The sequence below is a fragment of the Microbacterium sp. UBA1612 genome (assembly GCF_002321605.1).
GTDB lineage: Bacteria > Actinomycetota > Actinomycetes > Actinomycetales > Microbacteriaceae > Microbacterium > Microbacterium luteum.
In genome coordinates this window covers 14145-31687 of record NZ_DCMW01000006.1, presented here as the reverse complement: position 1 = coordinate 31687, position 17543 = coordinate 14145, and the positions used below count along the sequence as shown (strand labels likewise).

19 protein-coding genes and 1 tRNA gene are annotated in these 17543 nt (G+C 68.1%); 13 read left to right on the top strand and 7 right to left on the bottom strand.

The window, feature by feature from the left end; translation table 11 throughout:
• The first annotated feature begins 19 nt into the window (after window positions 1-19).
• Window positions 20-2095 (top strand): bifunctional lysylphosphatidylglycerol flippase/synthetase MprF, encoded by a 2076-nt coding sequence (locus B3S45_RS03320; protein ID WP_286717380.1) that lies wholly within the window; start codon window positions 20-22, stop codon window positions 2093-2095.
• A gap of 64 nt (window positions 2096-2159) precedes the next feature.
• On the opposite strand, the gene B3S45_RS03315 is transcribed toward B3S45_RS03320, so the two are convergent.
• Window positions 2160-2366, bottom strand: coding sequence for a cold-shock protein (locus tag B3S45_RS03315; RefSeq protein ID WP_071044236.1), 207 nt, complete (start codon window positions 2364-2366; stop codon window positions 2160-2162).
• 158 nt (window positions 2367-2524) lie between these two features.
• On the opposite strand from B3S45_RS03315, the gene B3S45_RS03310 reads away from it, so the two are divergent.
• Both B3S45_RS03310 and B3S45_RS03305 read left to right on the top strand, forming a co-directional pair.
• Window positions 2525-3163, top strand: coding sequence for a GntR family transcriptional regulator (locus tag B3S45_RS03310; protein ID WP_071044235.1), 639 nt, complete (start codon window positions 2525-2527; stop codon window positions 3161-3163).
• A gap of 44 nt (window positions 3164-3207) precedes the next feature.
• Window positions 3208-3696, top strand: coding sequence for a GNAT family N-acetyltransferase (locus B3S45_RS03305; RefSeq protein ID WP_194384143.1), 489 nt, complete (start codon window positions 3208-3210; stop codon window positions 3694-3696).
• A 173-nt stretch (window positions 3697-3869) separates the two neighbouring features.
• Here the strand turns inward: B3S45_RS03305 and B3S45_RS03300 are convergent.
• Window positions 3870-3953: transfer RNA gene (locus tag B3S45_RS03300), tRNA-Leu, on the bottom strand.
• 160 nt (window positions 3954-4113) lie between these two features.
• Here B3S45_RS03300 and B3S45_RS03295 point away from each other — a divergent pair.
• The 7 genes from B3S45_RS03295 to pknB all read left to right on the top strand — a co-directional run bounded on the left by B3S45_RS03295 (window position 4114) and on the right by pknB (window position 12965).
• Window positions 4114-4848, top strand: a complete 735-nt coding sequence (locus B3S45_RS03295; protein ID WP_194385374.1) for an FhaA domain-containing protein — start codon at window positions 4114-4116, stop codon at window positions 4846-4848.
• On the top strand, window positions 4845-5375 hold the full coding sequence (locus B3S45_RS03290; protein WP_071044233.1) for an FHA domain-containing protein FhaB/FipA: 531 nt from the start codon (window positions 4845-4847) through the stop codon (window positions 5373-5375). Before B3S45_RS03295 ends, B3S45_RS03290 begins: the two co-directional genes overlap by 4 nt.
• Before the next feature lie 18 nt (window positions 5376-5393).
• Window positions 5394-6635 (top strand): PP2C family protein-serine/threonine phosphatase, encoded by a 1242-nt coding sequence (locus B3S45_RS03285; protein ID WP_071044232.1) that lies wholly within the window; start codon window positions 5394-5396, stop codon window positions 6633-6635.
• The gene (locus tag B3S45_RS03280) at window positions 6632-8023 is read left to right on the top strand and encodes an FtsW/RodA/SpoVE family cell cycle protein (protein WP_286717376.1); all 1392 of its coding nucleotides are present in this window, start codon (window positions 6632-6634) and stop codon (window positions 8021-8023) included. Before B3S45_RS03285 ends, B3S45_RS03280 begins: the two co-directional genes overlap by 4 nt.
• Window positions 8020-9477: a peptidoglycan D,D-transpeptidase FtsI family protein gene (locus B3S45_RS03275; protein WP_071044230.1), complete on the top strand. Its 1458-nt coding sequence runs from the start codon at window positions 8020-8022 to the stop codon at window positions 9475-9477. Before B3S45_RS03280 ends, B3S45_RS03275 begins: the two co-directional genes overlap by 4 nt.
• Window positions 9474-11195: a serine/threonine-protein kinase gene (locus tag B3S45_RS03270; protein ID WP_071044229.1), complete on the top strand. Its 1722-nt coding sequence runs from the start codon at window positions 9474-9476 to the stop codon at window positions 11193-11195. Before B3S45_RS03275 ends, B3S45_RS03270 begins: the two co-directional genes overlap by 4 nt.
• A 72-nt stretch (window positions 11196-11267) precedes the next feature.
• Entirely contained in the window at window positions 11268-12965 is a 1698-nt protein-coding gene (gene pknB / locus B3S45_RS03265; RefSeq protein WP_286717374.1) for a Stk1 family PASTA domain-containing Ser/Thr kinase, read from the top strand.
• Window positions 12966-12979: 14 nt separating this feature from the next.
• Here the strand turns inward: pknB and B3S45_RS03260 are convergent, their stop codons facing one another.
• Both B3S45_RS03260 and B3S45_RS03255 read right to left on the bottom strand, forming a co-directional pair.
• Entirely contained in the window at window positions 12980-13135 is a 156-nt protein-coding gene (locus tag B3S45_RS03260; RefSeq protein ID WP_176759396.1) for a hypothetical protein, read from the bottom strand.
• On the bottom strand, window positions 13135-13965 hold the full coding sequence (locus tag B3S45_RS03255; RefSeq protein WP_143003679.1) for a class E sortase: 831 nt from the start codon (window positions 13963-13965) through the stop codon (window positions 13135-13137). The genes B3S45_RS03260 and B3S45_RS03255 overlap by 1 nt, the downstream gene beginning before the upstream one ends.
• Before the next feature lie 54 nt (window positions 13966-14019).
• On the opposite strand from B3S45_RS03255, the gene B3S45_RS03250 reads away from it, so the two are divergent.
• On the top strand, window positions 14020-14259 hold the full coding sequence (locus B3S45_RS03250) for a cell division protein CrgA (RefSeq protein ID WP_071044227.1): 240 nt from the start codon (window positions 14020-14022) through the stop codon (window positions 14257-14259).
• A gap of 121 nt (window positions 14260-14380) precedes the next feature.
• Here the strand turns inward: B3S45_RS03250 and B3S45_RS03245 are convergent, their stop codons facing one another.
• Both B3S45_RS03245 and B3S45_RS03240 read right to left on the bottom strand, forming a co-directional pair.
• On the bottom strand, window positions 14381-15259 hold the full coding sequence (locus B3S45_RS03245; protein ID WP_286717373.1) for a rhomboid family intramembrane serine protease: 879 nt from the start codon (window positions 15257-15259) through the stop codon (window positions 14381-14383).
• Between the two features lie 19 nt (window positions 15260-15278).
• On the bottom strand, window positions 15279-15836 hold the full coding sequence (locus B3S45_RS03240; RefSeq protein ID WP_286717371.1) for a peptidylprolyl isomerase: 558 nt from the start codon (window positions 15834-15836) through the stop codon (window positions 15279-15281).
• A gap of 99 nt (window positions 15837-15935) precedes the next feature.
• Between B3S45_RS03240 and B3S45_RS03235 the strand changes: the two genes are divergently transcribed.
• Together B3S45_RS03235 and B3S45_RS03230 are read left to right on the top strand one after the other, a co-directional pair.
• Window positions 15936-16520: a DNA helicase gene (locus B3S45_RS03235; protein ID WP_071044224.1), complete on the top strand. Its 585-nt coding sequence runs from the start codon at window positions 15936-15938 to the stop codon at window positions 16518-16520.
• A gap of 59 nt (window positions 16521-16579) precedes the next feature.
• Window positions 16580-17005: an aminoacyl-tRNA deacylase gene (locus B3S45_RS03230; RefSeq protein ID WP_286717368.1), complete on the top strand. Its 426-nt coding sequence runs from the start codon at window positions 16580-16582 to the stop codon at window positions 17003-17005.
• Here the strand turns inward: B3S45_RS03230 and B3S45_RS03225 are convergent, their stop codons facing one another.
• Window positions 17006-17428, bottom strand: a complete 423-nt coding sequence (locus B3S45_RS03225) for an NUDIX hydrolase (protein ID WP_286717366.1) — start codon at window positions 17426-17428, stop codon at window positions 17006-17008.
• Between the last annotated feature and the right edge of the window lie 115 nt (window positions 17429-17543).

Below are 17543 nucleotides of genomic sequence, written 5' to 3'. Positions count from 1 at the left end.
GCTCGATAGGGTGAGGGCCATGAGTGAGGCCTCGACGAAAACGTCCCGCCCCGTCTTCGCCGTCATCCGGCGCATGCCAGCCACTCTCACCTTCATCGGCGTGATCCTCATCGTCGGCGTGGTGTGGGGCGGACTGTGGTCTCCGTTCGAAGAGAACGACCTGTTCGATGCGGTCGCCTACGGCCTGCCGGCGTTCGCCGAGGGACGATGGTGGACGGTCGTGACGGGCACGTTCTTCGTCAACCAGCCGTGGGTCTACATCTTCACGATCTCGAGCTTCGCCGGCATGGCCTACCTGGAGTACCGCCGCGGATTACGCGTCGCACTCCTCTACTACGCCATCGGGCAGGCCTTCGCGGTGCTCGCGACCGCGCTCGTGCTGTGGCTGGCCGCGATGGCTCCGTGGGAATGGGCGCAGACGCAAGCCGCCGCGCTCGATGTCGGCGCCTCGGGCGGCACGATGGCCTGCATCGCCGCGGCCGTCGGTCTCTTCGTCTCTCCCTGGCGAGTGCGCGCGTGGCTGCTGCTGATCGCGCTGTCCTTCCTCGCGCTGCTCTTCTGGGGCCAGATCGCCGATGTCGAGCATCTGCTCGCCGTGCTGCTCGTGCTGTTCGTCGATCGGTCCCTCACCGTCCAGCGCTCCAGCGTGCGGGAGCAGCGGTTCCTGGCGTTCTTCGGCATGGTCGTCATCGGCGCCGTGCAGGTGGTCGTGCTCCTCGTCCCGACCGACGGGATGTTCGGTCCCACCGAGCCGGCATCCGGCGGCTACCTCGATGCGGCGATCGACGTCGTGATCATCCTCCTGGTCGCCAACGGCATGCGCCGCGGCCGGCGATGGGCGTGGGTGGTGAGCATCGTGCTGGCGTCGCTGAACGTGCTCACCGGCGCCCTGGTCCTCGCCGTCATCATCGTCGCCAGCGAAGCGCAGCTCGAGGCCGTCATCGACGCCGAGACCGAACTCGCGATGACGAGCGCCGTCATGTGGCTGCTGATGCTCGTCTACATCCTGTGGGTGCGTCGCGCGTTCGCGGTTCGCCGGCGCACCGGCCTCGGCACGGCAACCCCACCCACCGTGACCGAGGTGAAGGACGTGATCCGCACCGACGGCGGCGGCACACTGTCGTGGATGACAACGTGGTCCGACATGTCGTACGCGACGATCGCCGGCGGTGTCGTCGGATTCCAGAACCGCCGCGGTGTCGCCATCGCGCTCGGCGATCCCCTCGGTCCGGAAGCCGGTCGCCCCGATGTGGTGCGGGGCTTCATCGACGCGGCCGAACGCGCGGCGCTCACACCGTGCTTCTTCAGCGCGGGAGAGGCGACGCGCGCCGCGATCCCCGCCGGGTGGCGCTCCCTCGTTGTCGCCGACGACACGATCGTCGATCTTCCTGGTCTGGAGTTCAAGGGCAAGGCGTGGAACTCGGTGCGGTCCTCCCTGAACCGCGCGGGTCGCGAGGAGATGACCTTTCGGATGTCGCGGTACGGCGACGAGCCGTGGGGGGTGCAGCAGCAGATCCGCGCGATCTCGGAGATGTGGGTGGGCGACAAGGGCCTCCCCGAGATGGGCTTCACGCTCGGAACCCTCACCGAGGCCCGGGATCCCGAGGTGCGGCTGGCGCTCGCGCTGTCGCCGAAGGGAGATGTCGACGGGTTCCTGTCCTGGTTGCCGGTGTACGGCCCGGACGGTGTGGTGCGCGGGTGGACCCTCGATCTCATGCGCCGCCGCGAGGGCGGCTTCGGGCCGGTGATGGAATTCCTGATCGGCTCGTCCGCCAGGCACTTCGCTGAGGAGGGGGCGCAGATCCTGTCGCTGTCGGGAGCACCGCTCGCGCACGAGAATCCCGCCGACGCGGGCCTCATCGCCGACCTCACCGACCGGCTCGCCGAGACGCTGGAGCCGGTCTACGGCTTCCGGTCACTGCACCGCTTCAAGCAGAAGTTCAATCCGCGGTACGAGACCATGTATCTGCTCTACCGCGACGAAGGGGATCTGCCGGCCATCGCCGCGGGGCTCACGAAGGCCTTCCTGCCCGACGCGACGCTGCGTCAGTTCGCCGGCGCGGGCCTGGAGCTCGTGCGCGGCGAGCGCGACTGAAGCCCGGTCCGAGGATACGGACCGGGCTCCGCCGCGAATCCGCGGACGGGCCGCGGATTCAGGTTCAGAGGGGTCGGATGGCCTCAGCCTGGAGACCCTTGGGCCCCTGGGCGATCTCGAACTCGACCCGCTGGTTCTCTTCGAGGGAGCGGTATCCCTTGGACTCGATCGCGGTGTAGTGGGCGAAGACGTCTGCGCCGCCTTCATCGGGAGCGATGAAGCCGAAGCCCTTCTCCGCGTTGAACCACTTGACCGTACCCTGCGTGCTCATGACGTGCCGTTCTTACTGGGTGTCCGCGCACGTTCGGCGCGAATCACGGTACACGCTACTGAACGTGGCCCTCCGGCACACCCCCCGTTTCAGACAGTGACCCAAACGTTGCGAAGGCGGGGTCGCTCCCAGACCCGCGGCCTACACTGGCCGACGACATGTCCGAGTCGCTCCGGCCCTTCGATCCTCGCGGCACCGTCCTCGGTGACGAGGTGTACGCGCGCGTCGGCGAGGCCATCATCGACGGCACCCTCGCACCGGGCGAGCGCCTGCGAGATCACGAACTCGCCCGACGCCTCGGGGTCTCGCGCACCCCCGTGCGCGAGGCGCTTCAGCGCCTGGAGCGCGTGGGCCTGGTCGAGGTCGCGCCGAACCGCTACACCCGCGTGTCGATCCCCTCGCAGAAGAGCCGCGAAGACGTCCGGGAGTTCCTGGTGCTCTCGGCCGCGAACGCCGCGCGATTCGCGATGAAGCGCGGGAGCGACGAGGACATCGCCACCTCCGTCGATCTCGCCGACGTCGTCGTCGAAGCCTCCGCCTCCGACGACTACCCGGCCATCGTGCAGGCGTCGTGGCGCCTGTTCTCGCACCTGATGTTCACGGCCGGCAACGTCATGCGATTGAAGGTGATGAAGGAAGCGCAGCTGGCGATTCGCCGATACACCAGCCAATGGCAGCCGTACTTCACCGATGTCGAGGAGCGCACCGCGAAGTACCGCGAGCTGCGCGACGCCCTTCTGGCTCGCGACGGCATCCGCGCCGAGCGCGCGGTTCGCGCCGTCTACGGACTGGACTGACGCGCGACCGCGTGGTCGATGCGGTCGGGGACTAAATTGGTGTCGTGGCTGCACACGTGGAACTCCGCGACCTCGGCGACGACGACCTCGACGCCGTCTTCGAGATGATGCGCACGCCCGATGCGGTCGATATGGCCGCCTTCACCGCGGCCGACCCGAGTGACCGGGAGGCCTTCGACGCCTGGATCGCCCGCGAGCGAGCCGCCGACGGCGTGCAGATGTACGTCGTGACCGAGAACGGCGGCTTCGCCGGGACGGCGGCGCTGTTCACCGTCGACGGCGACCGCGAGGTGACCTTTTGGATCGCGCATCACGCATGGGGACGTGGGGTCGCGAGCGAGGCGCTGCGCCTGCTCATCTCGCGGGAGCCCGAGCGCCCGCTGTTCGCCCGCGCGGCCGCATCCAACACCGCCTCTCTGGCGGTGCTCGCCAAGGCCGGCTTCACCGAGGTGTCGCGCACGATGTCGTTCGCACCTGCCCTCGGACGCGAGGTCGAGGAGATCACGCTCACCCTCGCTCCGGTCCTCGAGTGACCCGCCCGCGACCACAGCGAGAAACCACATTCGGCCCGAGAAACCACGCGTCGCGCGGTGTCTCGCGCGGAAAGGCGTTTCTCGACAGGCCGGGCCGCGCCGGGCCGCGCCGGGGCGGGAACGACGGGAGGCGGGAACGCGAAAACCCCCGGAGAACCGGGGGTTTCTCTGGGTGCGCGAGGGGGGACTTGAACCCCCACGCCCTTGCGGGCACTGGCACCTGAAGCCAGCGCGTCTACCTATTCCGCCACTCGCGCGAAGCGCTCGAATACACATCGAGCGCGTCAACCAACCGAGAATAACACGAGGGAACGCGGCCCGACGCATCGGGCGACCCGCCACGGGATGACACCACCATGGTGCATTCAGCGTGTGCAATTAGCATGTACCGAACCGTCTGCCTGCCTGAGGAGCCCCGTGGGACTACTGGACAGCTTCGAGAAGGGACTCGAACGCGCTGTGAACAGCGCCTTCGCGAAGACCTTCCGCAGCGGAATTCAGCCTGTCGAAATCGCCTCGGCGCTGCGGTCCGAGCTCGACAAGAAGGCCGCCGTCGTGAGCCGCGACCGCATCCTCGCGCCGAACACCTTCACCGTGCGGCTGTCTCCCGCCGATGAGGAGAAGATGGCCGCGGTCGGACCCGCGCTGCTCGACGAGCTCGACGGCCTCGTCAAGAAGCACGCGCGTGCGCAGGGCTACAGCTTCGCGGGCGCGGTGACCATCGAGCTCCGCCGGGACGAATCGGTCTCGACCGGCACGCTCCGCGTCGATTCCGAGACGGCGCAGGGGCGCGTGTCGTGGCGCGCGGTCGTCGACGTCGAGGGTAGACGTCACCCGCTCACCGCGTCGCGCACCGTGATCGGGCGCGGCAGCGACGCCGACATCACGATCTCCGACAGCGGCACCAGCCGCAAGCACGTCGAGATCCTATGGGACGGCGAGCGCGCGATGGTGCGCGACCTCGGCTCGACCAACGGCACCAAGCTCAACGGTGTGAAGGTCGGCGAAGCCTCCCTCGCCCCGGATTCCACCATCACCATCGGCCGCACCGATATCGTGTTCCATGTCGTCGCACACGCGGCGCCGTCACGCCCGTCGCGTCCCGTGAGCGACGCGACCCGGGTATTCGACCAGCGCGAGGGACTGTCGTGAGCGAACTGACCCTGCTCCTCCTGCGCATCGGATTCCTGGTGCTGATGTGGTTCTTCGTGTTCGCGGTGGTCTACTCCCTGCGCGCCGACCTGTTCGGGGTCAAGGTGCGCCGCATGCCGGAACCGGCTGCGGCGGGCGCCGCGACGAAGGCTCCCGCGTCGTCGCCCGACGCGCCGACCGCCGCCGTCGCCCGTTCCACGGCGCCGTCCAAGGCGGGTGGCATGGCCACGCGCGACGCCGTGTCGCGCATCGTCATCACCAGCGGCCCGAAGGCCGGTCTGGAGGTGCCTCTCGGCGACGACACCGTCACGATCGGCCGCTCCAGCGAATCGGGTCTCGTGATCCGCGACGACTACACCTCCAGCCACCACGCGCGTCTCGTTCAGCGCGGGGAGCAGTGGATGATCCAAGACCTCGACTCGACCAACGGCACGTGGCACGACGGCACGCGGGTCAGCGCCCCGGTGCCCATCAAGATCGGCGCGCCCATCAAGGTCGGGGCGACGACCTTCGAGCTGCGGAAGTAAGCAGCGGAGTCGACACGGATGGTCTTTCAGGGCTCGAGCGCGGCGATCTCCCACACCGGGAAGGTCCGCTCCAACAACCAGGATTCCGGATACTCCGGGTCGAACCTGTTCGTCGTCGCCGACGGCATGGGCGGGCACGCGGGCGGCGACGTCGCCTCGGCACTGGTCATCCATCGCCTGAAGCACCTCGACGACGACCCGTTCGATTCGCCGACAGACGCGGAGCGGGCCCTGCGCGATGCGATCGCCGACAGCGCCACCGAACTGATCGACACCGTCGGCCGCCGTCCTGAGCTGGCCGGGATGGGCACCACGGTCAGCGCCCTGGTGATGGTCGACGATCTCGCGGTGATCGCGCACATCGGCGATTCCCGCATCTATCTCTACCGCGACGGCTCGCTCACCCAGATCACCACCGATCACACGTTCGTGCAGCGCCTCGTCGAGTCGGGTCGCATCACCCCCGAGGAAGCCCGATACCACCCGCGCCGCTCGGTTCTCATGCGGGTGCTCGGCGACATGGATCCCGATCCCGAGATCGACACGTTCATCATGCCCACCCAGCCCGGCGACCGCTGGCTGCTGTGCTCCGACGGACTCTCGGGAGTCGTGGACGACGCGCACACCGAGAAGGCCCTCGCCGCCGGCAACGCGCCCGGGCGAACCGCCGACGCGCTGCTCAAGCAGGCACTCGACGGCGGAGCGCCCGACAACGTCACGATCGTGATCGTCGACGTGGGCGGGGCGCATCCGATCTTCACCGGCACCGCGACGATCGTCGGATCGGCCTCCACACCGGCCGGTATCGAGGTGCCCGCGGCTCGCCCCGGCCGGTCGAGCTGGCTGCATCCGAACCGTCAGGCGGCGAACGAGCCGACGCACTTCGAGCCCGACGCCGACTTCCTCGAAGAGCTCATCGAAGAGGATCGCCGGCGTGCGCGCCGGCGGCGCATCGGCTGGATCGTCGGTCTCGTGCTCGTCCTCGGGTTGTTGGCCACGGCCGGTGTCGTGGCCTATCAGTGGACGCAGACGCGGTACTTCATCGGCGCTGACGAGGACACCGTGGTGATCTACCGCGGCATCCAGCAGGACATCGGTCCGATCTCGCTGTCCACCGTCTACCGGGATACCGGGATCGATCTCGACGATCTGCCGTCGTTCACCCGCAGCACCGTCGAGCGCACGATCTCGGCCGATTCGCTCGAGGCGGCGGACGTGATCGTCGATCGCCTGCGCGACACCGCGGAGGCCTACGGATGAGCGCGCCCACCGACCAGACCGGCCAGGTCTCCACCGACACCGCGGTCGTACGGGCGCTGCGGAAGATCCGCGTTCCGCAGACCCGACGCAACCGCGAGCTGGCCCTGATCCTCTTCGCCACCCTCATCAACGGCTCCGCGGTCGCCCTGGTGCAGCTGGGCGCGCTCGGGGCGATCGACGGCACCTTCCTCATCTACACCGGCGCCGTCACCCTGCTGGTGCTCGCACTCCACGTGGTGCTGCGGTTCGTCGCGCTGTCGGCCGACCCGTTCGTCGTGCCCATCGCGACGCTGCTGACCGGTCTCGGCCTCGCGATGATCTACCGCATCGACCTCGCCAAGGACGCGACGGGGTGGGATGCCTTCTCGACCCGTCAGCTCGCGTGGGCGGCGATCGCCCTGGCCGGCGCCATCGCTCTCGTCCTGGTGCTGCGCAACTATCGCGTGCTGTTCCGCTACACGTATCTGTCGGGCCTGATCGGTCTGCTCCTCCTTCTCCTCCCGTTCATCCCGGGCCTCGGAACCGACGCCAACGCCGACGTGTGGGTCTCGCTCGGTTTCGTGTCGTTCCAGCCCGGTGAGCTCGCCAAGATCGCCCTGGCGATCTTCTTCGCCGGCTATCTCGTGCGCACCCGCGAGTCGCTCACCTCCACCGGCACCCGCTTCCTCTGGATGACATGGCCGCGCGCGCGCGAACTCGGCCCCGTGCTCGTGGTCTGGGTCGTCTCCCTCGGCATCATCGTGATGCAGCGCGACCTCGGCACCGGCATCCTGATCTTCGGCATGTTCATCGCGATGCTCTACGTCGCCACCGGCAAGACCAGCTGGGCCCTCATCGGGGTGGCCCTCGCCGCACTCGGGGCCTTCCTCGCCTCGCGCGTGCTGCCCTACGTCGGCGAGCGCTTCTCGAACTGGCTCGACGCCTTCAACCCCGACACGATCGAGGGCCCGAGCTATCAGCTCGTGCAGGGCATCTTCGGCCTCGCGCAGGGCGGCCTCATCGGCACGGGCCTCGGTCAGGGCCGGCCCCAGCTGACCCCGGTGGCCGAAAGCGACTACATCCTGCCGAGCCTCGGCGAAGAGCTCGGCCTCGTCGGCGTCTTCGCGATCCTCTGCCTGTACATGGTCTTCATCAGCCGCGGCATCCGCATCGGACTCGCCGGACAGGATGACTTCGGCAAGCTGCTCGCGACCGGACTCGCCTTCACCATCGGCCTCCAGGTGTTCATCATGGTGGGCGGTGTCACCCGGGTCATCCCGCTGACGGGTCTGACCACGCCGTTCCTCGCGGCGGGCGGATCCTCCCTCGTGGCCAACTGGCTCATCGTGGCCCTCCTCCTGCGCATCTCCGACGCCGTCCGCAACAAGCCCCGGGTGGTGATCGGATGACCCGCGAACTGCGCCGCCTCAGCATCGTGCTGCTGGCGATGTTCCTCGCCCTGTTCACGTCGGTGAGCGTCATCCAGGTCGTGCAGGCCGATGCGTTGGCGGAGAATCCCGCCAACACGCGCGCGCTCTACGACTCCTACGAGGTGCAGCGCGGATCCATCATCGCCAGCGGCGCGGCGATCGCGTCATCGGTGCCGTCCGACGATGTCTACTCCTGGCAGCGGGTCTATCAGAACGCCAACGTCTGGGCGCCGGTCACCGGATACATCAATCCCGTCCTCGGATCGGCGACGGGCATCGAGCAGGCGATGAACGCGGAGCTCAGCGGCACCGGCAGCACGCAGTTCCTCTCGCGCATCGAGCGGATCATCACGGGGCAGCCGGCGGCGGGCTCGAACGTCGTGCTCTCGCTCGACGCGACGGCCCAGCAGGCCGCTTACGACGCACTCGGCGACCTGACCGGTGCCGTCCTCGCCATCGAGCCGGAGACCGGCCGCATCCTCGCCATGGTCACGAGCCCCGACTACGATCCGAACGCGCTCGCCTCGCACGACACCTCGGCGGTGCTCGACCTCTACGACCAGCTCGAGTCCGACCCGGCGCAGCCGCTGTCCAACCGGGCGATCGGCGGCGACCTCAACCCACCGGGATCGACCTTCAAACTCGTGACCGCCTCGGCCGCCCTCGCGACGGGGGACTGGACCCCCGAGTCCGAGCTGCCGAACCCGTCGACGTACACGCTCCCCGGCTCGTCCAGTGTGATCCGCAACGCCTCCGGCGGCGCGTGCGGATCGGGCGACACGGTCACGATCGCCGATGCTCTGCGCCTCAGCTGCAACATCCCCTTCGCCGAACTGGCCGTGGAACTCGGCGACCAGACGATCCTCGAAGAGGCGGAGAAGTACGGCTTCAACGTCGCCTTCGAGACGCCGCTCGCCTCGACACCCTCCAGCTATCCCCGCGGCCTCGACGACGCGCAGACCGCGCTCAGCGGCTTCGGCCAGGGGCAGGTCACCGCGACGCCGCTGCAGATGGCGATGGTGTCTGCCGGGATCGCCAACGACGGCATCGTCATGAATCCGCGCATGGTCGACCGCGTCATCGGTCCCGACCTCTCGGTGCAGCAGACGTTCGACGACACCGAGTTCGGTCGCGCCCTGGAGTCCGACCTCGCCGCGGAGATGGTGACGATGATGGTCGACAACGTCGAAAGCGGCGTTGCGGGCGGTGCAAGAATAGACGGAGTGGATGTGGCCGGGAAGACCGGCACCGCAGAGAACGGGACGGATGACCCGTATACGCTCTGGTTCACAGGCTTCGCCCCCGCAGAAGATCCGGAGATCGCCGTAGCGGTCGTGGTCGAAGACGGTGGCGGTCAAGGGCAATCCGGGAGTGGCGACACGATCGCCGCGCCCATCGCGAAGCAGGTCATGGAGGCGGTGCTGGGACAATGAGACCGACGCAGGGTGCGACCTTCGGCGGGCGCTACGAACTGGATTCGCGGATCGCCGTCGGCGGTATGGGCGAAGTGTGGGAGGCCACCGATCACGTCATCGGGCGTACCGTCGCGATCAAGATCCTCAAGGACGAGTACATGGGGGACCCCGGGTTCCTCGAGCGCTTCCGCGCCGAGGCCCGGCACGCCGCGCTCGTGAACCACGAGGGGATCGCGAGCGTCTTCGACTACGGCGAGGAGAACGGCAGCGCCTTCCTCGTGATGGAGCTCGTTCCCGGCGAGGCCCTCTCGACGATCCTCGAGCGTGAGACGTCCCTCTCGACCGACAAGACCCTCGACATCGTCGCCCAGACCTCGGCCGCCCTGCAGGCCGCACACGCCGCCGGTCTCGTGCACCGTGACATCAAGCCGGGCAACCTGCTGATCACCCCCGACGGCCGGGTCAAGATCACCGATTTCGGCATCGCCCGCATCGCCGACCAGGTGCCGCTGACCGCGACCGGCCAGGTCATGGGCACGGTGCAGTACCTCTCTCCCGAGCAGGCCTCGGGTCACCCGGCGTCGCCCGCGACCGACATCTACTCGCTCGGGATCGTCGCCTACGAGTCGCTGGCCGGCAAGCGTCCCTTCACGGGCGAGTCGCAGGTCGCCATCGCGATGGCGCAGATCAACGAGCAGGCGCCGCCGCTTCCGGCGACCGTGGCGCAGCCCGTGCAGAACTTCGTCGCGGCGATGATCGCGAAGAAGCCCGAGGAGCGTCCCGGCTCGGCCGCGACGGTGGCCCGCGCGGCGACGGCGCTGCGCCGCGGCGACCTCGCCGCGGCGGCATCCGCCGTACCCGCCATCGCGGGCGGCGAGGCCGGTGACGACGTCACTCAGCTGCTCACCGCCGGGGGCGCGACCGCCGCGGCGACGCAGCTGCTGCCGACCGATACCGCCGCGGCACCGCTCGCCGACGGCGAGGAGGAGCCGGAGAAGAAGAAGCGCAGCCCCTGGACGTGGCCGCTGATCGCCCTGATCATCCTCCTCGTGCTGGTGCTGGGCGGCACGCTCTGGGCGCTCTTCTTCGCCGGGGATCCGGAACCGGAGCCGACCACCACGACGTCGTCGGCCACCCCCACCCCGACGCAGACCACGCCGACCCCCACGCCCACCGAGGACCGGGTCGACGTGAGCGCACTGGGCTTGACGGGCCAGACCTGCGACGCCGCGCGCGGCGTGCTCGAGGAGAACGACCTCGTGGCCGACTGCCAGACCGGCAATGCCGCCGGCACCGCCGACCAGGTCGGGATCATCTACGAGGTGAACCCCACCGGCCGCGTGGAGCCCGGGACCACGATCACCCTGACCGCCTACGGCGACCAGGTGGAGATGCCCACGCCCGCGACGCCGTCACTCGACGCGCAGACCGTCGCACCCGGCGACACCCTCACCGTCACGTGGGAGGGATACAGCTGTCCGGCCGGCGAGGGATCGCCGAGCTCCTACAACCTCACGGCGACCAACGGGACCTTCTCCAACGGGCAGTCCGAGTCCTCCTTCGGTCAGAGCGAGCGCAACGCGCAGCTGACCGTGCCGAACAACGCGACGGGCACGGTCATCGTGACCTACACCGTCACGTGCAGCGGCGGTGAGGCCGGTCAGCGCGAGTCGCCCGGTTCCGGCGAAGCCACCGCGACGATCGAGCCGGCACCGACGGCTTCCCCCACACCCTGACGCCACCTGGCGGACCGCTGGCCCGGGATCGAGGTCGACTAGGCTGGGGACGGAAACACCGGGGGAGTGAACGTGACTGCTGAACCACGCGTGCTTTCGGGACGCTACCGCGTCGACGAGAACATCGGACGTGGCGGCATGGCCACCGTCTTCCGCGGGTACGATCTGACGCTGGGCCGTGAGGTCGCCATCAAGATCCTCGATCGCGAACTCGCCGACGACAACTCCTTCCGCACGCGGTTCCGGCTGGAAGCACAGGCCGCATCCCGCATGTCCCACCCGGCTATCGTGCGCGTCTACGACGCCGGCGAAGACACCGAACGCAATCCCGACGGGTCCACCCGCGCCGTGCCGTTCATCGTCATGGAGCTCGTCAAGGGTCGCCTGCTCAAGGATGTGATCGCCGACGGTCCGGTACCCGTCGATGACGCCGTGCGATATGTCGACGGCATCCTCGAAGCTCTCGAGTACTCCCATCGCGCCGGTGTCGTGCACCGCGACATCAAGCCCGGGAACGTCATGATCACCGAGGCCGGTCAGATCAAGGTCATGGACTTCGGAATCGCCCGCGCCGTTTCGGATTCGTCGTCCACCGTCGCCGAGACGACGCAGATCCTCGGCACCGCCGCGTACTTCTCGCCGGAGCAGGCCAAGGGCGACCCGGTCGACGCACGCGCCGATCTCTATTCGACGGGTGTCGTGCTCTACGAGCTGCTGTCGGGCAAGCAGCCTTTCCGCGGTGAGACGCCGGTGGCCATCGCCTACCAGCACGTCAGTGAGACCCCGGTCGCGCCGAGCGAGATCAACGAGTCGGTTCCGCGCTCGCTCGACGCGATCGCGCTCCGCGCTCTCGCGAAGGACCCCTACCAGCGCTATCAGGATGCTGCCGGCTTCCGTGAAGCCCTCGACGCCACCGTCGACGGAAAGGCCCCGTCCAAGCGGCAGGTCGGCGCTCTCACGAGCGAGCTCTACGGTCCGAACCCGCGCCAAGCCGCCGAGACCGCCCGGTCGCTGCGTCAGCTCAGCACGGACACCACGATGAAGCGAACCCAGCCGGGTCCGCCGATCGCCTGGATCTGGGCGGGCGTCGCGATCATCGCGGTGCTGCTGATCTCGGTGCTGTTCTGGGCACTCTCGGTGCGGCCCACCACCGAGGCGCCGTCGACGGCTCGCGTCGTTCCGGATGTCTCCGGCATGACCTTCGAACGCGCCGAGGAGTCCCTGGCCGCGCTCGATCTGGTTGCCGTGGAGCAGTCCGAATCGAGTGCCGATGTCACCGAGGGCAATGTCATCCGCACCGAGCCGGCGGCGGAGACCTCCGTCAATCCGGGGCAGGAGGTCGACGTGTTCGTCTCGACCGGGCAGGAGCTGGCCGAAGTCCCGGTTCTCGAGGGACTCGGTCAGGATGCGGCCGTGCAGGCGCTCGAGGACGCCGGTCTCGCCGTGGGCACGATAAATCGCACGAATGATCCCGACCTCGCCGAGGGCATCGTGATCTCGGCTGATGAGACGGCCGGCGACGAGGTTCCGGTCGGGACGACCGTCGACCTCACGGTCGCGAGCGGTCGCGTCGTCATCAACGACGTCACCGGCTACACCGTCGAAGCCGCGACGCGTGAGCTCGAAGACGTCGGGCTGTCGGTCCTCACTCAGGAGGATCAGTCGTGCGCAGCATCCGCACCTCCGGTGGTGCGGTCGCAGTCACTCGCTCCCGGTGAGGTGCCCGTGCATTCCGAGATCACCCTGACCTACTGCTCCGGCTCCTCCTGATCCGGTCGCGGCGGCTACTCGACGGTGACTTCCTGCGGATTGACGAACTCGCTGATCCACGGGAACGCGTAGAAGAACAGCCCGTACAGCACGGCGGCCAGCAGCACGAGGACCAGCAACAGACGGATCCACCACGGACCGGGGAGGATCCGCCACAGCGCGGCATACATCAGGCGGGCACTCCTTCGGTCAGGGCTTCGGGGAGGGCCGCAGGATCATCCGCGTCGCGAGGCGTGAACGATTCGAAGACGCCGTACGCGACGATGCGCTCCGCGAGCGAGTACATCGGACTGCAGCTGGTCATGGTGATGTACTTGCCGTTCGCCTCGGCGCTCGGCACCTGCGGCACGGCGGCGAGCACATCGACCTCGGTGGGCGTGACGTACTCGAGCGTTCGGAAGCGGTAGGTGTACCAGCCCTCTTCCACTTCGACCACGATGGCGTCGCCGACCTGCAGATCGGCGATGCGATTGAAGGGCTTGCCGTACGTGGTGCGGTGGGCGGCGACGGCGAAGTTCCCCGTCTCGCCGGGCATGGGCGATCCCGGATAGTGCCCGATTCCGATCGGGTCCAGGGTTCCCGCCCGCGAGGTCCCGCCGGCCATCTCGACGGCGTAGTCGTCGCCGAAGCGCGGGATGTGCATGACACCGAAGATCTCGGTGTCGGCCGGTTCTGGGAGGACGGGAATCTCCATCTCCTGCGCCACATCCTCTTCGACGTCGTCCTCGGGCGAAGCGGACGGCTCGGGGATGAGGGGGGGCGCCTGCTGCGCCCACTGCTCGGACAGTTCTGCGCCGGCGGCATTGCGTTGCGCCCCGTAGATGAAGTCCCCGATCCACAGCTGCCACGCGACATAGAGCATCGCGACGATGCCGGCGGTGATCAGCAGCTCGCCGATCACTCCGGTCACAGAGGTGCGGCGACGCGGGCGCCGGCGTCGGGAACGGTCGCGCACAGCAGGGTTTGCCTGCTGCTGCTCGGCACTGGTCTGCTCGCCCACACGGCGAGTCTAATGACCGCATGCTGTGGCAGGCCTGGCAGTTAGACTGTCGGCATGGCACGACCCGGACGAGAAGACGATGCGATGGCGGAACGCCCCGAGGGCGAGCCGGCACCGAACCCGGTGTGGTTCAAGCCGATCATGCTCGGCCTCATGCTGCTCGGTCTCGCATGGGTTCTGGTCTTCTACCTGAGCGGCACCCAGTTCCCGATCCCCGGCATCGGTGCGTGGAATCTCGTGATCGGGTTCGGCATCGCCTTCGTGGGATTCCTCATGACGACGCGGTGGCGCTGACCGCCCGGTCCGACGAACGACACCGTCCCCGATGGGGCGGTGTTTTTCTTTTCCCTCGACGGTAATTACACGCGTGTGATTCATCCCCACCTGTGGATGAAACTGTGGATAACTTCCGTCGTCAGAAGAAGAGAACCGGCGGAAGGAGGAGCAGCGCGACCAGGCCCAGCGCCACGGCGGCGAGCAGCGCGATCTGCAGAGCGCGCCGACGGGGGGACCGCGTCACCGAGAAGATCAGTCCGACGAGTGCCCCCACGACGAGCCCGCCGACGTGGGCCTGCCACGAGACGTTGAAGCCCGGGATGAACCCGATGACGAGATTCAATCCGAGGATGATGGCGATGCCGGTGACGTTCGCACCGAGGTGGCGTCCGATGACGAGCAGGGCACCGAACAGTCCGAAGATCGCGCCCGATGCGCCGACGACCTGGGTCGGGAACGACAGGAGTGCGACCGCGACCGAACCGCCCAGCGTGCTGAGCAGGTACAGCGTCAGAAACCGCCAGCGACCGAGAAGGGGTTCGAGGCTGCGGCCGATCAGCCACAGTGCCAGCATGTTCAGCCCGATGTGCCAGAAGCTCGAGTGCACGAGTGCGACGGTGAGGACCGTCCAGGGCTGGAACGGCACCGGAAGCGTCGGATAGATGCTCGGCGCCCAGAACAGCAGCGAGCCACGGACGAGATCCCCGAAGCCGGGGATCAGCCCGAGCAGGAACGCGAACGCGGTGATCGCGATGATGGCGTAGGTGACCACCGGGCGGCCGCCGTAGGTGGCGACCGCCCGGGGTCGGGACCAGCGCCGCTCGGCCTTGCGCTGAGCGGGAGTCTGCTTCTTCCGCTGCTCGGCCATGCATTCCGGACAGATGACACCGACCGCCCCCTGGGTCTGGCACTCGGGACAGATCGTCCGCAGGCACCGCTGGCAGAGCACGAAGCTCTGCCGGTCCGGGTGGCGATAGCAGTAGTTGTCGGTGTTCCGCTGGAAGTCGGCCGAGGTCATGGAAGATCGCGGCGAGGCGTCAGGCTGCGACGATATCGACCGACTCGAGCACGACGGGCTCGATGGGGCGGTCACCGGCGGCCGTGGGGACCTTGCTGATCGCGTCGACGATCTTCTTCGACTCGTCGTCGGCAACCTCACCGAAGATGGTGTGCTTGCCCTGCAGCCACGGGGTCGGGTCGGTGGTGATGAAGAACTGCGAGCCGTTGGTGCCCTCGGGCTTGCCCGTGAGGGCGTTGCGGCGCAGACCGGCGTTGGCCATCGCGAGCTTGTAGGGCTCGTTGAAGTTCAGGTCGCCGTTGATCTCGTCGTCGAAGGTGTAGCCGGGGCCGCCGACTCCCTGTCCGAGGGGGTCACCGCCTTGGATCATGAAGCCGGGGATGATCCGGTGGAAGACGACGTCCTTGTACAGCGGGCCTTCTCCGGGCTGACCGGTGGAGGGGTGAGTCCAGGAGCCGGTCCCGTCGGCGAGCCCGGTGAAGTTCTTCACCGTGCGCGGGGCGTGATCTCCGAACAGGTTGACGACGATGTCGCCGTGGTTGGTGTGCAGTGTGGCGACGGCGGTGTGCTGAGGCATGTCTATATTCTCGCAGAGTTGCGTGCAAGGCCCTCCGTCCACCGGATGCGTCTGGCAAGATGGGGACGAACCGACAGTCCCGGATTTAGGGAGGGCCCCGTGAGCCTGAGCCGCAAGCGCAAGAAGGAACTCCGCAAGCTCCAGAAGCACGCGAACAAGGTGTGGGATTCGCAGCAGGTGCTGGTGGACGAGGCTGCGGGCATCGCCCGCGAGGCCGGTCGTCAGCTCGGCAACTACAACCGCGAGCAGATCGTTCCTCAGGTGCAGCAGGCCTACGGCAAGTACGCGGCGCCGTACGTCGACAAGAGCCTGGCCTACTCCAAGAACGTGTTGAGCGACAAGGTCGTGCCGGCAACCGGTGCCCTGGTGGGCTCGGCGCTGTCGGTGTGGGATGCCGCCAACGACACTCGCGGCCGGCTCAAGGCCGGCAAGGGATTCGGCGAGATCGATTCGAAGAAGTACGCCAAGAAGGCCGACAAGTACGGCAAGGACGTGCAGAAGAAGCTCGCCAAGAAGCTCGCGGCTCTGGAGCCGAAGCGCAAGGGCATCGGTGCGGGCGGGGTGATCGCCATTCTCCTCGGTGTCGCCGCCGCGGCGGGTGTCCTCTACGCTGCGTGGCAGACGCTTCGCGCCGATGACGAGCTGTGGGTCGCCGACGACCCGCTGCGCGCTCCCGACGCGTGATCGAGACGCCGCCTTCACTTCATCGAGCCCGTGACGCCGCCCAGGCGCACGGGCTCGATGTGTCTTTCCGCGAACGCCCGGCCGCGAACAGTCTCGCGGAGGCTGCGGCGCTTCTGGGCATCCCGCCACGTGGAATCGTGAAGACCCTGGTGGTCAAGCGCTCGGATGACACGTACCTCTTCGCATTGGTGCCCGGGGACCGGGCGATCTCCTGGCCGAAGCTGCGTGCGCTGGTCGGCGTGAACCGGCTCCAGCTGGCTCCGCCGGAGCAGGCGCTCGCGGCGACGGGGTACGAGCGCGGCACGATCGTGCCGGTCGGGAGCAGCACGGCGCTGCCGATCTTCGTCGATGAGACCATCGTGGGGGAGCGCATCGCGATGGGAGCGGGCGCTCACGGATACAGCATGTTCGTCGAGGCCGACGAGCTCATCGCCGCCTACGATGCGATCGTCGCCGACATCACGAAGCCGCTCGAGAGCGTGTGATCATCCCTCGCCCGCCATCCGCAGGGCGATGTCGACCAGACGCACGCGCTGCAGGTTGCGCACGGTCCTCATCGGAAACCATTCGGCTCGGTCCGTCGAGCCGTCGACCTCGTTCCGCAGTCGACCGCCCGTGACATGGGCGCGGTAGACGATGCGCAACGTGTGCAGCGGGCCGCCCGCAGCGTCTGCGAGGCGCCGCCCCTCGGGGATGACACGGGAGTGGATGCCGAGCAGCTCGTCGATGTCGACGCGATAGCCGGTCTCTTCCCGCACCTCGCGGCGTGCGGCTCGTTCGGGGTCTTCACCGGGTTCGAGACCGCCCCCGGGCATCGTCCAGGCTGCTCGTCGTCCCTCGATCCAGTGGGCCAGCAGCAGGCGACCGTCATCGACGATCACCGCGTAAGCCGCGACCCGCATGTCCATGACGACAGACTATCCGTCTGCATGGAGAGGGAATCGGACACGAAAACGCCCCGGCAGGAGCCGGGGCGTTTCATTGTGGAGCCTAGGAGATTCGAACTCCTGACATCCTGCTTGC

Coding starts and splice junctions, on each gene's coding strand:
- B3S45_RS03320 (WP_286717380.1), top strand. CDS start 20: ATGAGTGAGGCCTCGACGAAAACGTCCCGCCCCGTCTTCGCCGTCATC.
- B3S45_RS03315 (WP_071044236.1), bottom strand. CDS start 2,366: ATGAGCACGCAGGGTACGGTCAAGTGGTTCAACGCGGAGAAGGGCTTC.
- B3S45_RS03310 (WP_071044235.1), top strand. CDS start 2,525: ATGTCCGAGTCGCTCCGGCCCTTCGATCCTCGCGGCACCGTCCTCGGT.
- B3S45_RS03285 (WP_071044232.1), top strand. CDS start 5,394: ATGGTCTTTCAGGGCTCGAGCGCGGCGATCTCCCACACCGGGAAGGTC.
- B3S45_RS03280 (WP_286717376.1), top strand. CDS start 6,632: ATGAGCGCGCCCACCGACCAGACCGGCCAGGTCTCCACCGACACCGCG.
- B3S45_RS03275 (WP_071044230.1), top strand. CDS start 8,020: ATGACCCGCGAACTGCGCCGCCTCAGCATCGTGCTGCTGGCGATGTTC.
- B3S45_RS03270 (WP_071044229.1), top strand. CDS start 9,474: ATGAGACCGACGCAGGGTGCGACCTTCGGCGGGCGCTACGAACTGGAT.
- B3S45_RS03260 (WP_176759396.1), bottom strand. CDS start 13,135: ATGTATGCCGCGCTGTGGCGGATCCTCCCCGGTCCGTGGTGGATCCGT.
- B3S45_RS03250 (WP_071044227.1), top strand. CDS start 14,020: ATGGCACGACCCGGACGAGAAGACGATGCGATGGCGGAACGCCCCGAG.
- B3S45_RS03245 (WP_286717373.1), bottom strand. CDS start 15,259: ATGACCTCGGCCGACTTCCAGCGGAACACCGACAACTACTGCTATCGC.
- B3S45_RS03240 (WP_286717371.1), bottom strand. CDS start 15,836: ATGCCTCAGCACACCGCCGTCGCCACACTGCACACCAACCACGGCGAC.
- B3S45_RS03225 (WP_286717366.1), bottom strand. CDS start 17,428: ATGGACATGCGGGTCGCGGCTTACGCGGTGATCGTCGATGACGGTCGC.